The 20,312-nt window shown below is 48.2% G+C and carries 19 protein-coding genes and 2 pseudogenes; 9 read left to right on the top strand and 12 right to left on the bottom strand.

Features of this window, described 5'->3' with window-relative positions:
- Nucleotides 1–20: 20 nt before the first annotated feature.
- Nucleotides 21–275 carry a DNA-directed RNA polymerase subunit alpha C-terminal domain-containing protein gene (locus C1H71_RS02710; protein ID WP_130105197.1) on the top strand — a complete coding sequence of 85 codons (255 nt, stop codon included), beginning with the start codon at nt 21–23 and terminating at the stop codon, nt 273–275.
- Nucleotides 276–576: 301 nt separating this feature from the next.
- Here C1H71_RS02710 and C1H71_RS02705 read toward each other — a convergent pair whose 3' ends face one another.
- The 4 genes from C1H71_RS02705 to C1H71_RS02690 all read right to left on the bottom strand — a co-directional run bounded on the left by C1H71_RS02705 (nt 577) and on the right by C1H71_RS02690 (nt 2,973).
- Nucleotides 577–837: a hypothetical protein gene (locus tag C1H71_RS02705; protein ID WP_130105196.1), complete on the bottom strand. Its 261-nt coding sequence runs from the start codon at nt 835–837 to the stop codon at nt 577–579.
- 343 nt (nt 838–1,180) lie between these two features.
- The gene (locus C1H71_RS02700; protein ID WP_262488377.1) at nt 1,181–1,396 is read right to left on the bottom strand and encodes a DUF2807 domain-containing protein; all 216 of its coding nucleotides are present in this window, start codon (nt 1,394–1,396) and stop codon (nt 1,181–1,183) included.
- Nucleotides 1,397–1,404: 8 nt separating this feature from the next.
- A complete protein-coding gene (locus C1H71_RS02695) occupies nt 1,405–1,977 on the bottom strand; it encodes a GIN domain-containing protein (RefSeq protein WP_130105194.1) in 573 nt (190 codons plus the stop codon).
- Nucleotides 1,978–2,139: 162 nt separating this feature from the next.
- A complete protein-coding gene (locus tag C1H71_RS02690; protein ID WP_130105193.1) occupies nt 2,140–2,973 on the bottom strand; it encodes a helix-turn-helix domain-containing protein in 834 nt (277 codons plus the stop codon).
- Between the two features lie 110 nt (nt 2,974–3,083).
- Between C1H71_RS02690 and C1H71_RS02685 the strand changes: the two genes are divergently transcribed.
- On the top strand, nt 3,084–3,743 hold the full coding sequence (locus tag C1H71_RS02685; protein WP_130105192.1) for an HAD-IA family hydrolase: 660 nt from the start codon (nt 3,084–3,086) through the stop codon (nt 3,741–3,743).
- A 46-nt stretch (nt 3,744–3,789) separates the two neighbouring features.
- Here the strand turns inward: C1H71_RS02685 and ydiJ are convergent, their stop codons facing one another.
- Nucleotides 3,790–6,762: a D-2-hydroxyglutarate dehydrogenase YdiJ gene (gene ydiJ, locus C1H71_RS02680; protein WP_130105191.1), complete on the bottom strand. Its 2,973-nt coding sequence runs from the start codon at nt 6,760–6,762 to the stop codon at nt 3,790–3,792.
- 174 nt (nt 6,763–6,936) lie between these two features.
- Nucleotides 6,937–7,977, bottom strand: coding sequence for a DUF1338 domain-containing protein (locus C1H71_RS02675; protein ID WP_130105190.1), 1,041 nt, complete (start codon nt 7,975–7,977; stop codon nt 6,937–6,939).
- A gap of 228 nt (nt 7,978–8,205) precedes the next feature.
- Here C1H71_RS02675 and gcvA point away from each other — a divergent pair, with 228 nt between their 5' ends.
- The 3 genes and pseudogenes from gcvA (at nt 8,206) to C1H71_RS02660 (ending at nt 11,058) form a co-directional block, all read left to right on the top strand.
- Complete coding sequence (gene gcvA / locus C1H71_RS02670) at nt 8,206–9,108, top strand: transcriptional regulator GcvA (protein WP_130105189.1); 903 nt, start codon at nt 8,206–8,208, stop codon at nt 9,106–9,108.
- A 688-nt stretch (nt 9,109–9,796) separates the two neighbouring features.
- Nucleotides 9,797–10,776: pseudogene (gene rlmF, locus C1H71_RS02665) on the top strand (23S rRNA (adenine(1618)-N(6))-methyltransferase RlmF).
- A gap of 51 nt (nt 10,777–10,827) precedes the next feature.
- Nucleotides 10,828–11,058, top strand: coding sequence for a DUF2789 family protein (locus tag C1H71_RS02660; protein WP_130105188.1), 231 nt, complete (start codon nt 10,828–10,830; stop codon nt 11,056–11,058).
- A gap of 27 nt (nt 11,059–11,085) precedes the next feature.
- Here C1H71_RS02660 and C1H71_RS02655 read toward each other — a convergent pair whose 3' ends face one another.
- The 6 genes and pseudogenes from C1H71_RS02655 to prmA all read right to left on the bottom strand — a co-directional run bounded on the left by C1H71_RS02655 (nt 11,086) and on the right by prmA (nt 15,806).
- Nucleotides 11,086–11,481 (bottom strand): hypothetical protein, encoded by a 396-nt coding sequence (locus C1H71_RS02655; protein ID WP_130105187.1) that lies wholly within the window; start codon nt 11,479–11,481, stop codon nt 11,086–11,088.
- A 1-nt stretch (nt 11,482) separates the two neighbouring features.
- A pseudogene (locus C1H71_RS02645) lies at nt 11,483–12,270 on the bottom strand (DUF3025 domain-containing protein).
- 143 nt (nt 12,271–12,413) lie between these two features.
- Nucleotides 12,414–12,911, bottom strand: a complete 498-nt coding sequence (gene tpx, locus C1H71_RS02640) for a thiol peroxidase (RefSeq protein ID WP_130105185.1) — start codon at nt 12,909–12,911, stop codon at nt 12,414–12,416.
- A 120-nt stretch (nt 12,912–13,031) separates the two neighbouring features.
- Nucleotides 13,032–13,598 (bottom strand): thiol peroxidase, encoded by a 567-nt coding sequence (gene tpx / locus C1H71_RS02635; RefSeq protein WP_130105184.1) that lies wholly within the window; start codon nt 13,596–13,598, stop codon nt 13,032–13,034.
- A gap of 224 nt (nt 13,599–13,822) precedes the next feature.
- Nucleotides 13,823–14,953 carry a DUF3426 domain-containing protein gene (locus C1H71_RS02630; RefSeq protein WP_130105183.1) on the bottom strand — a complete coding sequence of 377 codons (1,131 nt, stop codon included), beginning with the start codon at nt 14,951–14,953 and terminating at the stop codon, nt 13,823–13,825.
- On the bottom strand, nt 14,919–15,806 hold the full coding sequence (prmA, locus tag C1H71_RS02625) for a 50S ribosomal protein L11 methyltransferase (protein ID WP_130105182.1): 888 nt from the start codon (nt 15,804–15,806) through the stop codon (nt 14,919–14,921). The genes C1H71_RS02630 and prmA overlap by 35 nt, the downstream gene beginning before the upstream one ends.
- 533 nt (nt 15,807–16,339) lie before the next feature.
- On the opposite strand from prmA, the gene C1H71_RS02620 reads away from it, so the two are divergent.
- From C1H71_RS02620 to secF, 4 genes are all read left to right on the top strand, one after another.
- Nucleotides 16,340–16,789, top strand: a complete 450-nt coding sequence (locus C1H71_RS02620; protein ID WP_130105181.1) for a bacteriohemerythrin — start codon at nt 16,340–16,342, stop codon at nt 16,787–16,789.
- Between the two features lie 273 nt (nt 16,790–17,062).
- On the top strand, nt 17,063–17,389 hold the full coding sequence (gene yajC / locus C1H71_RS02615; RefSeq protein WP_130105180.1) for a preprotein translocase subunit YajC: 327 nt from the start codon (nt 17,063–17,065) through the stop codon (nt 17,387–17,389).
- A gap of 65 nt (nt 17,390–17,454) precedes the next feature.
- Complete coding sequence (secD, locus tag C1H71_RS02610) at nt 17,455–19,266, top strand: protein translocase subunit SecD (protein WP_130108110.1); 1,812 nt, start codon at nt 17,455–17,457, stop codon at nt 19,264–19,266.
- 15 nt (nt 19,267–19,281) lie between these two features.
- Nucleotides 19,282–20,217, top strand: coding sequence for a protein translocase subunit SecF (gene secF, locus C1H71_RS02605; protein WP_130108109.1), 936 nt, complete (start codon nt 19,282–19,284; stop codon nt 20,215–20,217).
- The last annotated feature ends 95 nt before the right edge of the window (nt 20,218–20,312 follow it).

The raw sequence follows: 20,312 nt of genomic DNA, 5'->3' as shown, positions 1-20,312 counted from the left end.
ATATTTTATGAGGGGTTATCATGGTTATCGATGTCAATGCACCACTTGATGTAACATTAAATCTACCCGCAGATGATTTGGATATGACGGTTCGTACAATGAGTTATTTGAGGGCAGAGAGAATTCACTTGATTGGTGAATTAGTTCAACTTACGGAACAGGAAATTGAAAGTTTTTCAGGTAGAAAGACCGTTCAAGAAATCAAAGATACTTTGGCGCTTTATGGTTTGACATTAGGGATGAAACTTGACAATTGGACCTCTCCTCTTGATTAAGATTTGGATATGTGTTTGATTGTTAATCAAAAAAAATTGGTTATATACCAAGTCTTTTTTTAAAAATAGACTTCTGCATTGATATTTTTTCTTACAGAAATAAGGAAGTCACTTATAAAAATTTGACGGTCAATTTGGTTTTTCTTTGTTTTTGTTATTAAATTTTTATAAGGTTTCTCTATAAAAATTTCTAAATCCAAACAAAAGTAGGTTTTTACTTTTGTTTGCAGAGGCCTCAGGCAATATTGTCAATGTGCTCCTGTGACATGAGGGGTATTGCGCATTGATCATGGTCTCCATTTCAGGGTATTTCAGGGATGTCAATGCTCGGTTTTGATGGTTGGTGCGCAATGACATGCTCAGGTTCGGGCATAGATGTATGATTTACACTACCCACTTCGTCCTGAAAGTGCTCAGTCACCCCGCCCTTGTGAACAGGTGGCAAAGGATTCACGTCCTGATTGTTGTTGTCTTGATATTGACGCACGTTTAAATTGACGTCCTGTATTTTGTTGTTTTTCGGATGGATCGTATCGTCAAAATATCGTGGCACATCAGGCAAAAACCTCCGCAAACACTTTTATCACATGAGAATGGTGTAGGCAATCCTAGTAATTTAAGCGTATGTCATTGGATGGATTCTTGTAGGGCGGGCAAAAGCGATTTATCTTGCCCACGCCGATGGCACTGCGTGGGCAGAAAAACGTGCCTAGCAGCCTGTCGGACTTAAGACTGACCTACTTCGGAAAAGTTGGATTTGGCCATATTCAACGCATTTTTTCGTTAAATAGCCAGCTATTCGCCTCAAAAACCGGCGAAATCTGCCTCAAACCGGACTTCCCCTCGCTACGATCGCTTAAGTCCGACAGGCTGCTAGCCTACCAATGCTTAAGCCTTTAGGTTTATTAAATAGGAAATGCACCCATTCGTTTTAAAGTGGCTGATCCCATCATAGATAAATGTGTTTGTGGATCACCGTAGTATTGAATATGGCCTGAGCCTGCAACGCTGGCACTGAGCTGGTCTTTAGCGGCAACAATAACTTGTCCAGATCCCGCCATGCTTAGCTTCACAATCTTGGCTTTTAATTGCATCGTATCAATTTGGCCAGAGCCACCCATTGAAATCGTTAATATATTGACATTGCCTGCAGATTTAAATGAGCCACTGCCCCCAGTGAAACATCTAAATCGCTACTTTGCAGCTCTTGAACCTGTACGCTGCCCGAGCCGCCTAAGTTCACACTAACATTACTCACATCTAGCTTGCTTAGTTCTACTGTGCCTGAGCCTGCCGTATTAATGGTTAGTTTTTTAGCCGTGAGCGGTTTGGCATAAATAGAGCCAGAGCCTGCTAAGTTAATGCTCTTTAGCTCTTTGACGCGCACAATAATATTCAGTGTTTTGGTATTTAAATCAATGCGCTTGTGCCTAATTTTAAGCCCGCCATTTTCTACAACGGTTTCAATGGCGGGAATAATATTATCGTCACTTTCAATTGTGATGCTTTCTTGATTACCTTGAATGATTTCTACGCGGCCAGTTGTTTCACTATCAATACGATTAAATGCAGGCAGCATTCGCGTTTGTTTTTCTAGATGCCCAGAGCCTTGGATGGTTTTACTAAATAAAGAAAAAGCATAGGCTGGATTAAGTTGAATTGTGCATATTACGAGCACTAGAGTGGGGATTAGACGTTTCATGCTTTTTCCTTATATTGTGAGTATGACTAATCTGAAATTGATAGTGGCAATTATGTCCTTTAAGTAAGTAATCCATAATGCTGTTGAGATGATCTGCATAAATCAGGGTGTAGTTTGTGTATTTTGCGGAACAGAATGCAGCCGTAAAAATGATGCGTGTGCTTAAGGCAGTCGGTATTGCTTGCGGTAGCTTGCTGGTGTGCAGCCTTTTAGCTCTACAAATTTACGATAAAACTGGCTCAAGGTAGGAAAACCACTGGCTTGAGCTATGGCAGGAATGGATTGCTTGCTGTGTAGTAAAAGTTGGCAGGCTTTGCCAATACGCAGCTGCACCAGCAGCGCACTAAAGCTAGTTTGCATTTGCTCGGCAAAAAGCCGTTTGATGGTGGCGCTGCTGGCTTTGGCCGCAAGGGCTAAATCGTCCAGAGTAGGGCGTTGGGTGTAATGCGCTTGCAAATAACTTAAGGCATCGTTTAAACGCCGATCACCATTATGTAGCTCCCCTTGTAAGAGACGCATTTCTGAATCTTGCTGTAGGCGGGCTAGGATATCCAATAAGCAGCTTAAGCGTGCCAGCCCGCGCAAGGTATGCAATAGCGCAAACTGAGGTGCTAATTCTTGGCAAACGCTGGGGCTAAAAATTACGCCTGTGTGGATTTGTTTTAGCCACTGGCAAAGAGAGTAGAGCTCGGGCGCGCCTTGGGCAGCCAGTGTTTGTAACCATCCCAAAGTAAAGTAGGCCACTTGCACTTCTTTTAAGCCCCCTTCTGGGCTGGAGTGCCAAGTATGGGGCTGATTGGGCGCAACGAGCGCTAAATCGAGCAGGCCAAATGGGCTGGCATCGCTGCCGATATAGCGTATTCCTTGGGCGTGTTGGGTAAAGGTCAGCTCAAATTCAGGGTGGTAATGCCATTGAAACGGGCAGAGCTGATCTTGGGAGTATAAATACTGCCAACCTTGCCCCTGTGTATTTCCAACCCACTCCCTTACTAGCATTTTGATCCACCGTTCTGATTTATGAGCTGATTGTAGAAGAAATGCAGCCAGATCTGGAACTTTGCTGTAAAGAGATCGGGCAGAATGGTTTTATTTACAGGAGCAGTCAGATGATGTTTTTAAATGCGCAGGCTTTGTTATTTGATATGGATGGCACACTGGTAGATTCATCGAGCAAGGTGGCTGAAGTTTGGTCGGCGTGGTGCCAGCGTCATGATATTGATTTTGCCAGGGTAATGGCGATTCAGCAGGGTGTGCGTTCAGAAGACACCATTCGCCGCGTTGCCCCGCATTTAGATTGCGTTGCAGAAGGGCGGTGGGTGGATCAGTACGAGGCGGATGATTGCACGGGCGTGGTGCAGATCTTAGGGGCGACGCAATTTTTAGCAGCGCTCCCAAGCCATCGCTGGACGGTGGTGACTTCGGCTGGCTTGCAACTGGCCAGTAATCGCCTGAGCCATTGTCAGCTGCCTATTCCTGCTCATATTGTTTGTGCAGAAGATGTGAGCGTGGGTAAACCAGATCCTGAAGCGTATCGCCTAGCCGCTAGCCGCCTTAATTTTGCGCCGCAGGATTGTATCGTTTTTGAAGATGCGCCAGCGGGTATTGCTAGTGCTCTGGCCGCAGGCTGCCAAGTGGTGCAAATAGGGGGGAGGCAAAAGTTGCACCCCAATATATTGGCGGTGCTGCAAGATTGGCAAGCGCTGTGCGTTGTTTCAACGCGGGATGGCTTGCTACTGAGCTTGGGTGAAATGGCATTAAGTTACTAAGCGACGGCTGCTATGCCCCATCATTAGTAGCCGCCCCTTAGCTCAATCATTCGAGTGTTGCCAGCAATGCCTGCACAGGGTGGCGTAGCGTGGCTTGATCGATCAGCTTTGCTTGGCAACGGCAGGAATAACCGGTGGCAAGCAGCTTGGATTGATTTGAATTCACCTCAGCGTGCTGCGCCACAATTTTACCCCAGCTCTGGGCGTAAATTTGCTCTGACATCACTCTATGATCTGCCTCGTGCCCAAACGTGCCCGCCATGCCGCAGCAACCTGCCGCTTGGGTGGCAAGGCGATGGCCTAGGGCGTTGAAGATTTTATCCCAATCGCTATATGCGCTGGCGACATTGGTTTTTTCGCTGCAATGCGGTAGCAGGGTAAAGCTTTGCGCGGTATGGGCGGGTGTTGCGGGGCGCTTGGCTAGCGCTTCTACCAACCACTCTTGTAGCAGGGCGACTTGGGGCGGATTTGCCAGTGTTTTGGCGTATTCGCTGCGGTAAGTTAGCGTCATGGAAGGATCGATCCCCACCAGCGGTATGCCACTTTGGGCCAGTGCTTGCAGCATCTTGCTGTTATCTGCGGCAAGGCGAGCAAACTGCGGCAAAAAGCCGTTTACATGCAGCGGTTTTCCATTGGGTCTGTAGGGCGCGAGTAGCGGGTTGAAGCCGAGTTTTTTCAGTAGCTCAAACACATCCAGCACTAGCTGCGTTTCAAAAAAGCTGGTAAACGCATCCTGCACGATAATCACGGAGCCAGGGGTATTTGGCGTATTTGCGCTTGCAATGGCAAAGCCACGGTGCAATAAGGCAGCCTGTAGATCAATGCCGCTCAGCTGCGGGCTTTCCACCAAATTAAACTGTTTTTGCAGCTTTTTTGATAAGGGATGGCTTACTAGCCTGTTGTATAGACGTGGCATTTTTGCTAGCAGTGGCAGCGTGGCCTCTAGGCTGGCCACCAGATAATCCTTGGCGGGGCGCACATAGCGGCCGTAATAAAGATGCATAAATTGTGAGCGTAGCGCCGGAATATCCACCTTAACTGGGCATTGCCCTGCACAGGATTTACACGCTAGGCAGCCGTTCATGGCTTCCATAACTTCTGCTGAAAAGTCCCCTTTTTTATTCAGGCTATTGATGAAGCGGCGTGGCCAACTGGCAGGCTGAGTTTTGCTAGGGTCCACGCCTACTTCTGCCAACTGCCGTAGCCATTCACGCATCAAAGAGGCGCGCCCTTTAGGAGAATGGCGGCGCTCGCGAGTGGCTTTCCACGATGGGCACATGGCGTCGTCAGGGTCGAAGTTATAACAAGCACCGTTGCCATTGCAGTGCAGTGCCCCTTCGTAATCTTTGCGGATATGAATTGGGATTTGTCTATCATACTGGCCACGGGTTGGCACGGCGTCGATTTTAAGCAGCGCTTCATCGGCTGATGGCGTGGCGATTTTGCCAGGGTTGAGTTGGTTATGCGGATCGAACACCTGCTTGATCTGCTGTATGCAGGGGTAGAGCTTGCCAAAAAAAGCCGGTGCGTATTCGCTGCGCAGCCCCTTGCCGTGCTCGCCCCACAAAACGCCATGATATTTTTGCGTTAGCGCCGCCACACCATCACTGATCTGCCGCACTAAGGCCAGCGAGCTGGGGTCTTTCATATCGATGGCGGGGCGAACGTGCAGCACACCAGCATCCACATGGCCAAACATGCCGTAAAACAGCCCGTGCGCATCAAGCAGAGCGCGAAACTCGGCAATATAATCGGCAAGGTGCTCGGGCGGTACGGCGGTGTCTTCCACAAAGGGAATGGGCCGGGCTTCACCGGCTCTGTTCGCTAATAGCCCAACCGACTTTTTACGCATTCCCCAGATGCGTTTTACCTCCGCATCACCTCGTGCCACGGTAAAGCGGCTATGGCCCAAGCCTTGTTCGATATGGGCAATTTGTGCGGTGAGATCGGCTTCATCGTTGCTGAGTACTTCAAGTAAATTAATCCCTAGCGCAGGTTCGCCGTCTTCAGGGAAAAAACCAGCAATACCTTGCCAGATGAGATCTCCCTTGGCCAGCTGCAAAATGGTGGAGTCAACGGTCTCGATCGAGGCCGCACCCAGCGCCATCAGCTGCGGGGCATCGCGCAGCGCGGCATCAAAGCTTGTGTAGCGAATATTAATCAGTGCGCTGTATTTGGGTAGCGGCAGTACATTGAGCTTGGCTTCTACAATCAGCCCCAGCGTGCCTTCTGATCCACACAAAATAGCATTGAGATCAAATTGGCCGTCGCTATTTCTGATATGGGCTAAATCGTAGCCGGTTAGGCAGCGGTTTAGTTTGGGAAAGGTGGCACTGATTTGCTCGCTATGATCTCTATAAATTTGTGTAATCAGGCCGTGTACATGGCCAACTGTATCGTCTTGCTTGCAAATTTGCAGCAGCAGCTCATCGTGTATAGGCTGCGAGCGCCAGAGCGTACCGTCGAGGAAAACCGTAGCAAGCTCTAACACATGATCGCGTGTTTTGCCGTAAAGGCAGGAACCTTGGCCGCTGGCATCGGTATTAATCATGCCGCCAATGGTGGCGCGGTTGGAGGTGGATAATTCAGGGGCAAAAAACAGCCCGTGCTTGGCCAACTCTTTATTGAGTTGATCTTTAACTACGCCGGTTTCTACTCGTACCCAGCGCTCATCTGCGTTGATTTCCAGAATAGTGTTCATATTTTTGGATAGATCAACGACCAGCCCATCACCCAAAGATTGTCCGTTTGTGCCGGTACCACCGCCCCGTGGATAAAGCTTGATGGGATGGAAGCGTGGCTCGCTGGCAAGCTTAACCACGCGGATCACATCGTTTTGGTGCTTGGGGAAAACCACGGCCTGTGGCAATAGTTGATAAATCGAATTATCCGTTGCTAGCACAGTGCGATCAGCCAGCGCGGCGCTGATTTCCCCAGCAAAGCCGCGTAAACGCAGCTCGGCAATAAAATCGAGGTAGATAGAGGCTGGGGCCGGTGTTTTGCTGAGGCGAGGGATCATGGAGTGGGCATGGAGGTGGTTGTGGAGGGGAGAGACACGTCATACCCGCCTTAGGAGTAGGGTGTGGGCAAGGGGCTTTATCTTGCCCTCGCGGCAAAGTAGCTCATTGACGCGCGGGCACAAAAAAGTGCCCACTTTATACTGACTGTGGGCAATGCTTAGATTTTTTAGCGGTTAATTTGCCGCTGTCATCTTAAAAATACCTTGAGCATTGGAGGCATCAAAGCGCAGATCCAGCTGTGCGCTATCGGGTAGTTTATCTCGGCTGATAAATTCGTAGAAGGAGCCGGGTACGGTGCGGGTGATTGGGTGGTTTTTTTCATCAAGAAAAACACGCTGCACCATGGCGGCTTTAAGCGCGGTTTGCCTTACTGCACCAGAGCCTGATATTTCTACGCTGTCTTTGATGGGATAGCCTTTTACCCGCAATTCGTCGGCCAGCTCTATTACATGGGGTACACGGTCGGTGGCGTGGTTAAAGCGATTGCCTTCGGTGCTGATCCACGCCATTTCTGCTGATTCGGCCAGTACAGTTTCATAATCCACTAAATGTGGCGCTTCGTGCTGCACATCAAAACAGCCCACTAAGGCAGGGAGCAAGACGGCGGCATCATCAAAGCTTAATTCTTTTTGGCTGGCTAATTGCAGCAGCAGGCTGTGGTGCTGTGGCTCTAAGGGATCGCGTGATTTATGTACGATGCGTTCGGCTGCCACTTGAAAGTTAATAGAAAACTGTTCAACGTGTAGCTCGGATACAAAAAACTGTGAAATTACTTCAGGGAAATCAATATGGCAGTATGCACGGCCGGTCATTTTTAGTTTTTTAAGTGGATAAACATGGGCAACCGCAAAGCCCAGTGGTTCTAAAATCCGTTTAAATGCTTGCTGTCCATGTGGCAAAGCACCGGTGCGCGCGGCATCTACTGTGCGCAGCGCGCCGTGATCAAACACCACTTTGCTGCCTGCGGCTAGCTTTTCTGCCACATAACGTGCGCCTTCTGGCACTGCACTTAGGTTTTGTGCAAACAGCATCATATTCATGGCTTGCGCCAGCACAGCACGGCTGACTTGATTGCTAGTGGGGCCAAGTAGGCGTGGATCGACTTCAATCATGGCAAAGAGTTGCTGGGTCTTGGCTGAACCCGCAACCCGCAGCAGCAATTGCCCTAGCTGCGTGGTTTCGATGGCGGTGGTATCAAAAGAAGTGCGATCCATTTTTGTATTACCCTTTTAATTTGAAAAACATCTGTTGGGGCTTTTACCCCTCTCCACCAATCCTTCTCCTATAAGGGGAGAGGGAAGGAATTCAGTAGGTCTTGCATTACCCTTAGGGCACGGCCTGCCTTACTCAAATGCAATTAGTCCAAGTTTTCAGTCTGTGACGATTTGCGTTTAGGTTCAAGCGATGTATTCTTACCACTTCATTCCTAAATGTCATGAACTATGCGGCGTATTCTTCCATCTTTAGTCGCTTTGCAGTGTTTTGATGCTGCGGCTCGTGAGCTTAGCTTTACCCGTGCAGCCGAAGAGCTCAACGTCACTCAGAGCGCAGTCAGTCGGCAAATTCGCTTATTGGAAGAGTTTTTGGGGCGCGCGCTTTTTCATAGAATTAAACAACGTTTAGTTCTGACCGAGGCAGGGGAGGCCTATGCGCGGGATATTCGGGATGTATTAGATAAGGCCGAGGCCGCCACACTGGCTCTAATGGCGTATAGCGGCACCAGCGGCGCGCTGAATCTGGCGATTTTGCCGACCTTTGGCTCGCGCTGGTTAGTGCCAAGGCTGGGCAGCTTTACCACGCGTTACCCAGAGATTCAGCTTAATTTACTCACCCGCCTCAAGCCCTTTGATTTTGCTAAAGAAGAGATCGATGTGGCGATTCATTTTGGCGATACTTCTTGGCCGGGAGTGGAGTATCACTGGTTGATGGGCGAAGAAACTGTCCCAGTTTGCGCTCCCAGCCTATTGGAAGACCATGTTTTAACCGGCCCTGCCGATCTGGCAGGTTTTACATTATTGCAACAAACCACCCGCCCACAAGCATGGCTCGATTGGTTTGAGGCGGTGGGTGTGCAAGCGCAAAATACCGGTAAAGGGCCAAGGTTTGAGCAGTTTTATATGGTGATTCAAGCTGCATTGGCGGGGCTAGGTATGGCGGTTTTGCCTCTATTTTTAGTGCAAGAAGAGCTCGTTAGTGGGCGGCTTGTGGTGGCGATTAATCATCCAGTAAAAAGCCGAAATGCTTATTACCTCGTCTACCCCAAAAGCAAACACGATGCCTACCCAATACAGGTATTTAGGGATTGGATCTTGGGTGAGTGTGAATTAACGCCAATGAGTCGTTAAAAACTGAATAATGAGCCGTAATAATTTATTACGGGCAAAAAAATGACCGCTCACCTCGGTAGGAACGATCATTGAGCGGCTTATGCTCGGGCAGGCTCTCTCATAAGGGGCTTAAGTGTCGGGTTTCAGGTAATCATGTCCCAATTCGTAGCTGGCCCTTGTTTCTTGCCAAAGACATCATCCATGATGAGTTGATGGACTTGAATCACTATATCAGGGCTGTCAAGTGATCCTTAATGCGATTGCCTTGGCCAGACTCCATAGCGTTGCCACACAATGACAAGCGTTGAATCAGCATACGGAGGATGCAAGCCGCGTGTTTTTCAGTATGACTCACGAGTTTCACCCCGCCCTATCAGCTAAAGCAAAATCAACAGAACATGTTGCTTGTGTAGGTTGAGTTCGCCGATTTTTGGTGATCAAACCTGCGTAACCCAACATTTATGTGCAAAAGGATGTTCGATTACGCTGTATATCGCTGAACGAGGTAAACTTAGCTCGCAGATGGCTCACCCAAGCTACAAATTCTCCTTAAGTTGATAGGATTGGGGCGGGGCCATCTCCTGACACTGCTTGCATATAGTAAAGATGACTTTTCTGTTAGAGCGATTGCCACAGTTTGCTTAGGGTAAAGATGCGTTTTCTGTTAAGGTTCGGCTAATGATTACCCCGCACAGCAGTAGCTATAATGTCTGAAAAAAAAGAATTCCCCGCTATTAAAAATAATCTTCATCCGCGTAACCCTCACCGTGGCCGCTATGATTTCCCTGCGCTGATCATTAGTTGCCCAGATTTAGCTCCCTTTGTCGCCCCAATGCCTATGGTGATGAATCGGTTGATTTTGCCGATCCTGCCGCTGTAAAAGCGCTCAATCGTGCGCTGCTCAGCCATTTTTATGGCATTAAAGAATGGGGATTGCCAGAAGGCTATCTTTGCCCGCCTATCCCAGGCCGTGCTGATTACATTCATACTATGGCCGATTTGCTGGCAAGCAGTAATAAGGGCGTGGTGCCGCGTGGTGCTGCGGTGCAAGTGCTGGATGTTGGTGTGGGGGCAAATGCCATCTACCCAATGCTAGGTAAGGTAGCGTATGGCTGGCAGTTTGTTGGTTGCGATATCGATGATTTGGCGCTAGATAACGCCTATGAAATTTTTGAACGCAATGAAGTTTTAAAAGACGGCCTAATTTGCCGCTACCAAGCTAATGCTGAAAACATCTTTGAAGAGATGATTAAGTCCACAGATTTATTTGAATTTACCCTATGCAACCCACCGTTTCATTCTTCGGCGGCGGATGCCGCAGGTGGCACGCGGCGTAAATTACGCAGCTTGGGCACGGGGCACGCCAAGGGCAAAGGCTTGCCACCGCCCGTATTAAATTTTGGCGGGCAGAGTAGTGAGCTGTGGTGCGAAGGGGGCGAGATGCGTTTTGTGCGTAGCATGATTTCGCAAAGCCGCCCGTTTAGGCAGCAGTGCTTGTGGTTTTCTACCCTCGTTTCTAAGCAAGATAACTTGCCACTGGTTTATCAAGCACTCGAGCGGATAGGCGCGGTGCAAGTGAAAACACTGGATATGGCACAGGGTAATAAAATTAGCCGCGTGGTGGCTTGGAGCTACTTTACGGAGGCGGAGCAAAAAGTGTGGGCCAAGAGCCGCTGGCGTGGGTAGTCTTATTGCTGGGGAAGTGAGTTTCAGCTAATGCGAAATAGGGAGCTATGTATGGAAAAGTTTAACCATCATTTTCGTGCTTTATTTCAGCAGCTGGGCTTGCCCGCTGGCGACGAGGAGATTGCTGCATTTATCCTGCAGTATTCTCCTATCGAAAAAAGCATCAGATTGCCAGATGCTGATTTTTGGAGCGCTAGCCAAGCGCAGTTTTTACGCGAGCAGCTGTCAGTTGATGCCGATTGGGCAGAGGCGATTGATCAGTTGGATGTGGCTTTGCGTTAGGGGCGGCGGCGGCGGCGGTGGTGGTGATTAATCATCCCATCCCGCATACACCGGCAATACTTTCCAGCATTGCAATTGGCTGGCTTCCACTTGTAGCGTGCTTTGGTTTAATAACCAGCTGGCTAGGTTGCTGCGCATATAAGCCAGCTCATCGCCACACAGGCCAAGTAAATCCCGCGCTAGGGCGGCCGCGTTAAGGTAGAGCTCGCCTTCGACAATGGGCGCGGTAGCTAAATAATATTGCCCCTCGATTAAAGCCAGCCAATACGCTCTCTCCTCGGCCTCTAATACCGCCAGCGTGCCGCGTGGCCTACTGGCTAATTCACTTGCCACTAAATGGCCTACGGCCTGAAACCATTGCCAGTTTTCTATGGTATGCGTATCTGCGCCGTAGTCTGGGATATCGATGTTGATTGGAATCACTTTAAGCCTTATGAATTGGGGCGTTCAATTTATGTAATCTGCGGGCTCTAAAATATTGTGTATTGGCATAAAACGCATCGTCTTGCTCTTGCCACCAGCCTGGAATACCTAAATAAGGCAGTGGGGGAGTTGATGGGTTTTTTTTAATTGATCGTCATTTAATAACTGCGCTAATTGTGTATCTAATTGCGCACATTGCTCAGCGAGGGTGAACTTAAAAAAATCAGTCGTTACTTTGATTGGCCAGCATTTGCCGGTGAGCCCCAGAAATGGTTTTAGTAGGTTTTCGTAATTAGCGTGGCCAAAGCTGAGTGCGTTTATTTTGATGCCCCAATCCTCTTTATGCTTTTGAAATAAATCCTGCCATTGATGATTAATCAGCAATTGTAATAAGTTATCGTCGCAATAGGGCAGAATTAAGCCGCACTCATCAAACAGGGTGGCGGCATCGCGCACGGGGCCGCGAGGGTGATCAGGGGTGAAATGGCGCATATGCAAGGCGGTAATGGCTGCTTTGCTATGGGGAAAGGCACACCAAACCAGAGCATTAAAGCAATCGTGCCAATTATCCTGCCGAGTGGCAACATGACCATGCTGGGCAATGGCGATTTCGTAATAGTCACTCAGAGATTCTGGTGGCACAAAGCGAATCGGCAGGCCTTGCTGGTTGCGGGCTATGGGGCCAAGTGCATCCCAATCTGCATGCTGAGGAAAGTGTTTAAACTGTTGAATAAACGGCAGTAAGGGCTGGTAGGGAGCTTGCTGGGAGAAGAAATCGAGTGGCCACATGGGGCTGTGTGAAACCTTAGAAAAATGCGCTAAATGCAATGTTTGAAAATGTGCTGCTGCGCTATTAAAAAACACCCTAAATCAATTGGTTATTGGGGAAATTAATAAATAAAGGGTGAGCATATACCCACCCTTGATGGCTTTTAGAGCACAGCTAAAGCGGCTGCGTAGTTAGGTTCTTCTTTGATTTCTGAAACCAGTTCTGTGTGTAAAACTTGATTGTTTACATCTAATACCACAATGGCACGGGCAGAAACGCCTGCTAGTGGGCCGCTTACAATTTCAACACCGTAGTTGCTGAGGAAATCACGGCCACGCATGGTAGATAGGCTCACTACGTTTTCGAGGCCTTCAGCGCCGCAGAAACGGCTTTGTGCAAATGGTAAGTCGGCAGAAATGCACAGTACCACAGTGTTTTCTAAGGTCGATGCCGTTTCATTAAAGCGGCGAACCGAAGCTGCACACACACCGGTATCCACGCTTGGGAAAATATTCAAAATTTTTCTGCTACCGGCAAATGTAGCCAAGTTTGCATCAGACAAATCTTTAGCAACTAAGCTAAAGTCTTGTGCCTGTTGGCCAACTTGTGGGAAAGAACCTTTGATTTCAATGGCGTTGCCGCCCAGAGTCACTGCAGACATGAATGTTTCCTTTGTGGCTATTGATGGGATTATTTCGATATTAATTATCTATTAGCGCAGCTTTGAATAGCAAGCAGCACAGGCTTGAAATAGGTGCCGATGATGGCGGAGTTTGATTGTTTAAGTTTGATTGTTTTCAGTATCAATATCTAATTCAAGCGGGGTGTCTTCTTCTTCGGTCGGAGGGAATAGACATTCGGCCATCTGGCCATAATCGGGTTCAAAGCTTAAATCGGCCACTAGCTCGCTATACATCACGATATCGTCGCTATTTACCCCAACTAGCGCCGTTGCCATCAAGCCCGATAGGGGAATATCCGTGATCATTACACCGTAGTCTTTGTGGAAATCACGGCCACGCAGGGTGCAGAGCAGCTGCACACGCCGAAAGCGTTCTTGCTCCATGGCCCGAGCAAGGGCATAGGGCGTATCCACAGAGATCACGAGGATGATGGTTTCTTCTGGCCAATCAATAGATAGTTTTTCTAGTTGTCGAGCAATATTCAGACCGATGGCACTATCAATACTTGGAATAACGGCGATGACTTTGGGTTTGCCAGCAAAGCGGGACAAGGGTACATCGATCAGGTTGGTGTCTACTAAAAGAAAACTATGGGCGTATTCGCCAACAACAGGGAAGTGGCCCCCAACATTAATTTCAGTATGATTAAGTAAAATAGTGGCCATGATCTACTCCGTCTAAGTGATCAGTAATTAGGCAAATTTGCCCTCTACCTACATTTATATTTTAAATAACTATAGCCCCTGAGTGCTTCATCACAATACCTTAATGCCGCTCTTTTGTAAGGGGGTGCTAAGGATAATTTAATTGGCCCAGCTTGGCCACCTTAGCCTGCCATTTCAGGGGGTGAGATAAGTTTTATCTTTTTCGCCATTAATCGGTGCGGGCATTATGGATAAAACCAGTAGATTGAGTAAGCGGTGGAGTGCAGCTCACCTAAGTCTATTTGTAAAAAGGCTCGTAGCTCATCTTGCGCATCAAATTGCAGGCGCTTTTTATCATGGCTGCTGAGGTACTCGCTGGGTTTAAATACTTTTTTAAGTACGATATGTTCTTGATCATCCGTCAGGGTGACTTCGAGCATCGGCAATGCTTGCTCGTATTGAGCCAAGTTTCGCAAGGTGGCATTGAGCTGAATAATATTGGGGAACTCGGGCACGTAGCTGAGTTCTGACCATTCTGAGCGAAGCATCTCGGTATTTTTAGGTAGGGGCATGCTGCAGCCTAATGCTTGGCAGGCGCTGATTAGCTTAGGCCTTAGCCATGGTAGCTCCATCGAGATTTGAGTACGCTGATGGTAGGCAAGCTGAAGGGCAAAGCCCAGCATCAGCAGAACAATGGCCGCTATATAAACTGAATGCCATTTGGAGTGGGCAGGCGCTGGGGCCAGCAGATTATCGTCATCCATATAGATGGGGCGATAGCTGCTGGGTTCTTTACTTACGGGAGGGGTAACAGGTTTTGGTGCTTCTTTTGGTAAAGCTGGGGCAGCTTGTTGAGGTACTGGCTCTTTACTTACGGGAGGGGTAACAGGCTTTGGTGTTTTTTTTGGTAAAGCTGGGGCAGCTTGTTGAGGTACTGGCTTGGCGATTTTGGCGCTGGGCGTATGCGAATCAGTGGCGGGTATCGCCTCATACTGGATATCTGCTGCTAAGTTTTGTATCGCTATCGCCACATTATCCACTTTAGGCTCAGCGGTGCTGGCTACCGGCTCGGCAATAGGCTGTGGCTTTGGGCTGGCGATGTGTGGCTTAACTTGAGGGGTCTCTACAACCACGCTATGGGGCAGTACAAGAGATGCCTCTTTTGTAGTAGTAGGTATGCTGTTGACTTTTTCTGTAAGCGGATCGCTCTTTAAGCTGTCTTTGGCGTTAAAGACAAAGGCGCAGCGCCCACAGCGAACTTTTCCGCGGTGGGCCGCAAGCTGCGCTTCCGTTACACGAAAAGCGGTTTGGCAGTTTGGGCAACGGGTGATGTCATTCATATTACTTGCGCGTACCTGATAAACAGACCCAGCCATCTTCGATTTGCGGTGTGTTCATGGCAAACCATTGGCTGTAAATAGCGATAACATCGTCAGCTTGTTCGGCCAAAATGCCGGATAAGGCAATACGGCCATTCAATTTGACTTTAGCAGCTAGCATCGGGGCAAGTGCTTTGAGTGGATTGGTTAGAATATTGGCAATCACCACGTCGTAACTGGAGGTTGGCTCGGCATCAGGCAAGTAAAACTGAACTTCAACGACATTTTGTTCGGCATTTTGCCGTGAGGCAGTCATGGCTTGCGGATCGATATCCACGCCAACAGCAGACACGGCGCCTAGCTTAATACCAGCAATCGCTAAAATTCCAGAGCCGCAGCCGTAATCGAGTAAGGTTTCGCCACCTGCCAGATTACTATCTAGCCATTTTAAGCAAAGGCGGGTGGTTGGGTGGCTACCCGTGCCAAAGGCCAAGCCTGGATCGAGTTGGATGCTGATCGCACCAGCATCTGGGCATTCGTGCCAAGTAGGGGTAATCCATAGACGATCAGAAATAGGGATTGGATTAAATTGGGATTGAGTTAGGCGTACCCAATCTTGTTCCTCTACACGCACTACATCAAATGAGGGGAGGGCTAGTTTTAAACTCGTGCTGGCCGCGGCTACAATCAGTGCAGTATTGATTCCTTTATCAAACAGTGCGAGCAGAATACTTTGCTCCCACAACTGATCGACGGGTTCACCAGGCTCACCAAAAATTGGCTTTTCTGCATCAGTGCCGGCTTGCGCGTCTTCAATGCTAACGGAGAGCGCACCCAAGTCAAACAGCGCGTCAGAAAAACGTTCTGCATGGATGGATTCGGTGGTGATGCGTAGTTCTAGCCAAGACATTTTTGTATACCTGTTAGTGTTCTTCCACGCATTGTCGCATTCCCCCTTAGTTTTGAGAATGTTTTTACTTGTAAAAGTAGGGGTGGGGCGTGATCGCTAGATTGTTGATGTTTATGTTTTAAGCTTTGAGCTTACTAATGAGTCGTTACCTAGCAGCCTGTCGGACTTAAGACTGATCTACTACGGAAAAGCCGGATTTGGCCAGATTTCACGCATTTTCTCGTTGAATAGCCAGCTATTCGCCTCAAAAACCCACGAAATCTGTCTCAAACCGGTCCTTCCCTCGCTACGATCGCTTAAGTCCGATAGGCTGCTAGCGCATTATTAAAAGGCGATTTGCAAGGGGTAGCATATTCACAAATACTCGCTGATGAGTGCAGTAGGCCGCAGCCCTTAATAGCCCATTTTCATGGTTATTTCTTATTCAGACTTTCCCTAGGCTGATGCCAAACTTTGATATACGTCAATATTAATAGGCCTCCTCGGCGGCATGATCCCTATCAAATTATTAAATAATAGGGAGTAACACGGCAATGGCACTATTTTTTGAGTGGACTGATGAGTTATCGGTGGGGATCCAGGAAATTGATGAGCAGCACAAGGTGCTGATTGAATTACTTAATGAATTACACGATGCAATTCGTCAGCGCCACGGTAGCGAGGCTTCTGTCCAGATTCTAGGGCGCTTAGCCGATTACACCCGAACACACTTTACTGTGGAAGAAAGTTTAATGCGTATCTTAGGTTATCCAGATTACGATGCGCATAAGCAACATCACGAAGATTTAATAAACCAAATGAACGAGCTACAACTTCGGTTAAGTGCAGGTGAAGCGGTGACTTTTGAATTGATGCATTTTTTAAGACACTGGCTCACCAATCATATTATGGAAGGCGATAAACGTTACACCGAGTACTTTTTATCCTGCGGGGCACAGGAAAAGTGGCATAAAAAGAGTTGGTTAGAGCGATTTTGGGCCTAGTCAATCGCAGCATTTATGCCAATAAGTGGGCTTAATCGTTTGTTTTTAAAGCAAAGTAGCTGAGCGATAGAGGTGGGGCGTTTGGACGTGACAACATAGCTTGGTGAAAGTTCCGCTTTTTTGGGATTTAAAAAAGCCAGATGCTAATCTAGCTACTGAACACAGGCGATTTAAGTCGCTTTGATGACCTATAGCAAAAAAGCTGGGTAGATTTTGTGCGGTTCAGCGGCTAGAATGGCCCGCTTTGCTTTACTCACACGGAACCGACCCTATATGTTCATTCCATCCGCGTTTGCTCAAGGCGCCGCACCGGCGGCAGAAATGAGCTTTATGTCTTTCCTTCCTATGATCGTGATTTTTGTTTTGTTCTGGTTCATGTTGATCCGTCCACAACAAAAGCGCGCCAAAGAACAACAAGCTTTGTTGGCTGCTCTTGCCAAGGGCGATGAAGTGGCAACCAGCAGCGGTATTCTGGGCCGTATCACTAAGGTGAACGAGCAGTATGTCACTCTTGAAATGGCTGACGGCGTAGAAATCTTGATCCAACGTGCTGCAGTTGCTGCGCGTTTGGAAAAAGGCACTATTAAAAACAACAAATAAAGCCAATAGGCGGTGACTTTGTTTTTCAAACAAAGCATCGCCTTTTGCGCATTCTGGGTCCCGTTATGAATCGCTACCCGCTTTGGAAATACCTGTTAATTATTTTGACCGTTGCTTTGGCAGCGCTCTATACCCTGCCTAATCTATTTGGCGAAAGCCCTGCAGTACAAATTGCGAGTGTTCGTGCCACGGTTAAAGTGGATACTGCGCTGCAACACACTGCCGCAGATATTTTAAAAAATGCAGGCATTAAGACTGAAGACGCTTTTTTTGATGGCAACTCAGTTAAGTTTCGCTTTAAAGACACTGAAGTACAGCTCAAGGCTAAAGAAGCTTTGCAAACTAAGCTGGGTGAAGATTACAGCGTGGCCTTAAATCTGTTGTCTGATACCCCGTCTTGGTTGACAAAGTTGGGTGCTAAGCCGATGTCACTGGGCTTGGATCTGCGCGGTGGCGTGCATTTCTTGCTTGAAGTGGATATGAAAGCTGCAGTAGATAAAGCATTAGAAAAAACTGCAGGTGATATTCGCCGTGAGCTAAAAGAGAAAAAAATTCGCTACGGCCGTATTGTCAGCACCAGAGATAGCGTAGAAGTGCAGCTGCGCGATGAGGCCACAACGCAAGAGGCCGTTAAAGCTTTGCGTAAAGTCTTGCAGCAGCGCCAAATAGATGTTGTTGAAAACAAAATTGTAATTTCATACTCTGCAGCTGCTTTGCAGCAGTTGAAGAATGATGCGGTTAAGCAAAATATTACCACTTTGAATAATCGCGTGAATGAGCTGGGTGTTGCCGAGCCGATTATTCAGCAGCAGGGCGAAGGCCGTATCGTGGTGCAATTGCCTGGGGTGCAAGACACTTCAAAAGCTAAGGATATTTTAGGCCGTACTGCCACGCTAGAAGTGCGCATGGTAGAAGACGATCAAGCTAAAATGTCTGAAGCGCTTAACGGCAATGTGCCTGCGGGCTATGAATTGTTGAATGAGCGTGGCCAAAATGGCCGTGTTAGCCCTATTTTGGTGAAAAAAGATGTTGAGCTCACTGGGGATAATATCAACGACGCGCAAGCGGGCTTTGATGATCAAAACTCAGCTGCGGTTCACTTAAACCTTGATTCAACCGGCGCGGCTATCTTTAAGACGCTCACCAAAGAAAGTATTGGTAAGCGTATGGCTATGGTTTTGGTTGAAAAAGGCAAGGGCGAAGTGGTGACAGCGCCCGTGATTCGTTCCGAAATTGGTGGCGGTCGCGTGCAGATTTCTGGTTCTATGGGGGTTGCAGAAGCGAATGACACTGCACTGCTCTTACGCGCAGGCTCATTGGCAGCGCCGATGAATATCGTTGAAGAGCGCACTATTGGTCCAAGCTTGGGTAAAGATAATATCACCCGTGGCTTTCACTCTACCCTATACGGTTTCTTGGCGATCTCAGTATTTATGATGATCTACTACCGTGTATTTGGTGTGGTCTCTACCGTCGGCCTTGCTACCAATTTATTGTTCTTGTTGGCGTTGCTGTCTTTACTGGGTGTAACACTGACTCTGCCTGGTATCGCTGCGATTGCCTTAACGCTGGGTATGGCGATTGATGCCAACGTGCTAATTAATGAGCGGGTGCGCGAAGAGCTTAGAGCGGGCATGACGCCTCAGGCTGCAATTCATAATGGTTATGGCCATGCTTTTGCCACTATTTTGGATTCTAACGTCACGACCCTGATCGCTGGCCTTGCGCTGCTGATTTTTGGCTCTGGCGCGGTGCGTGGTTTTGCTTGGGTGCATTGCATTGGTATTTTAACGTCGATGTACAGCGCGGTCTTTGTTTCTCGCGGCATCATTAACCTCATTTATGGCGGCCGTCGTGTTTCGACGCTGTCTGTGTAAGGGGGCATCGTAATGATTGAATTTTTTCATATAAAGCGTGATATCCCGTTTATGAGTTATGGCAAGCTCACAACGGCGATTTCCTTGGCTACATTTGTGCTAGCCGTGATGTTTTTGGTAATGAAAGGTCTGAATCTGGGCGTGGAATTTACCGGTGGCACGGTAATGGAGCTGCGCTATAGCCAGTCGGTTGATTTAAACAAGATCCGTGAAAAAGTGGATGGTTTAAAGTACGGCGAATCGCAGGTGCAGTCCTTAGGCACAACCCGCGATGTGATGGTGCGGATTCCTAATATCAAAACTAAAACCAGCGCTCAGCTATCCAATGAAGTCTTGAACCTACTCAAAACAGATCGTAGCGATGTTGAGCTACGTAAAGTGGAGTTTATCGGCCCATCGGTAGGTAGCGAGCTGGTTACCCATGGCGCTACAGCGCTTTTGCTGGTTTGCTTGGGGATTATTGCTTACTTAGCGATTCGCTTTGAATGGCGTTTTGCGGTATCGGCTGTGATCGCCAATATGCACGATGTGATCATTATTCTGGGCTGCTTTGCCTTATTTCAGTGGGAATTCAGCCTAACTGTGTTGGCGGGTATTCTGGCGGTGCTGGGTTATTCTGTGAATGAATCGGTGGTGGTGTTCGATCGGATTCGTGAGAATTTCCGCAAGCCAAATCTACGTGGTAAAACCGTACCTCAAGTGATTGATAACGCGATTACCGCTACGATCAGCCGTACCATCATTACCCACGGCTCTACCGAGTGCATGGTCTTATCTATGCTGATTTTTGGTGGTGCTGCCTTGCATGGCTTTGCCATGGCGCTGACCATTGGTATCGTGTTTGGTATTTATTCATCGGTGCTGGTGGCCTCGCCACTGTTGCTGATGCTGGGCGTAACCCGCGAAAACATGGTCAAGCCGGTTAAAATTAAAGAAGAAGCAGTGGTATAAAGCGAGGGGCACGTCATACGCGCCCGAAAGTATCCATTGGTGTTGTTTTAACGCCACCCAAAACGCCGGCGATTTGATCGTCGGCGTTTTTATGT

Origin of the sequence: Iodobacter fluviatilis (assembly GCF_004194535.1) — a bacterium.
Taxonomy (GTDB): domain Bacteria; phylum Pseudomonadota; class Gammaproteobacteria; order Burkholderiales; family Chitinibacteraceae; genus Iodobacter; species Iodobacter fluviatilis_A.
This window is presented reverse-complemented; position numbering and strand designations above follow the sequence as displayed.

Coding starts and splice junctions, on each gene's coding strand:
- C1H71_RS02710 (WP_130105197.1), top strand. CDS start 21: ATGGTTATCGATGTCAATGCACCACTTGATGTAACATTAAATCTACCC.
- C1H71_RS02700 (WP_262488377.1), bottom strand. CDS start 1,396: ATGGGTGGCTCTGGCCAAATTGATACGATGCAATTAAAAGCCAAGATT.
- C1H71_RS02695 (WP_130105194.1), bottom strand. CDS start 1,977: ATGAAACGTCTAATCCCCACTCTAGTGCTCGTAATATGCACAATTCAA.
- C1H71_RS02690 (WP_130105193.1), bottom strand. CDS start 2,973: ATGCTAGTAAGGGAGTGGGTTGGAAATACACAGGGGCAAGGTTGGCAG.
- C1H71_RS02685 (WP_130105192.1), top strand. CDS start 3,084: ATGATGTTTTTAAATGCGCAGGCTTTGTTATTTGATATGGATGGCACA.
- ydiJ (WP_130105191.1), bottom strand. CDS start 6,762: ATGATCCCTCGCCTCAGCAAAACACCGGCCCCAGCCTCTATCTACCTC.
- C1H71_RS02675 (WP_130105190.1), bottom strand. CDS start 7,977: ATGGATCGCACTTCTTTTGATACCACCGCCATCGAAACCACGCAGCTA.
- gcvA (WP_130105189.1), top strand. CDS start 8,206: ATGCGGCGTATTCTTCCATCTTTAGTCGCTTTGCAGTGTTTTGATGCT.
- C1H71_RS02660 (WP_130105188.1), top strand. CDS start 10,828: ATGGAAAAGTTTAACCATCATTTTCGTGCTTTATTTCAGCAGCTGGGC.
- tpx (WP_130105185.1), bottom strand. CDS start 12,911: ATGTCTGCAGTGACTCTGGGCGGCAACGCCATTGAAATCAAAGGTTCT.
- tpx (WP_130105184.1), bottom strand. CDS start 13,598: ATGGCCACTATTTTACTTAATCATACTGAAATTAATGTTGGGGGCCAC.
- C1H71_RS02630 (WP_130105183.1), bottom strand. CDS start 14,953: ATGGCTGGGTCTGTTTATCAGGTACGCGCAAGTAATATGAATGACATC.
- prmA (WP_130105182.1), bottom strand. CDS start 15,806: ATGTCTTGGCTAGAACTACGCATCACCACCGAATCCATCCATGCAGAA.
- C1H71_RS02620 (WP_130105181.1), top strand. CDS start 16,340: ATGGCACTATTTTTTGAGTGGACTGATGAGTTATCGGTGGGGATCCAG.
- yajC (WP_130105180.1), top strand. CDS start 17,063: ATGTTCATTCCATCCGCGTTTGCTCAAGGCGCCGCACCGGCGGCAGAA.
- secD (WP_130108110.1), top strand. CDS start 17,455: ATGAATCGCTACCCGCTTTGGAAATACCTGTTAATTATTTTGACCGTT.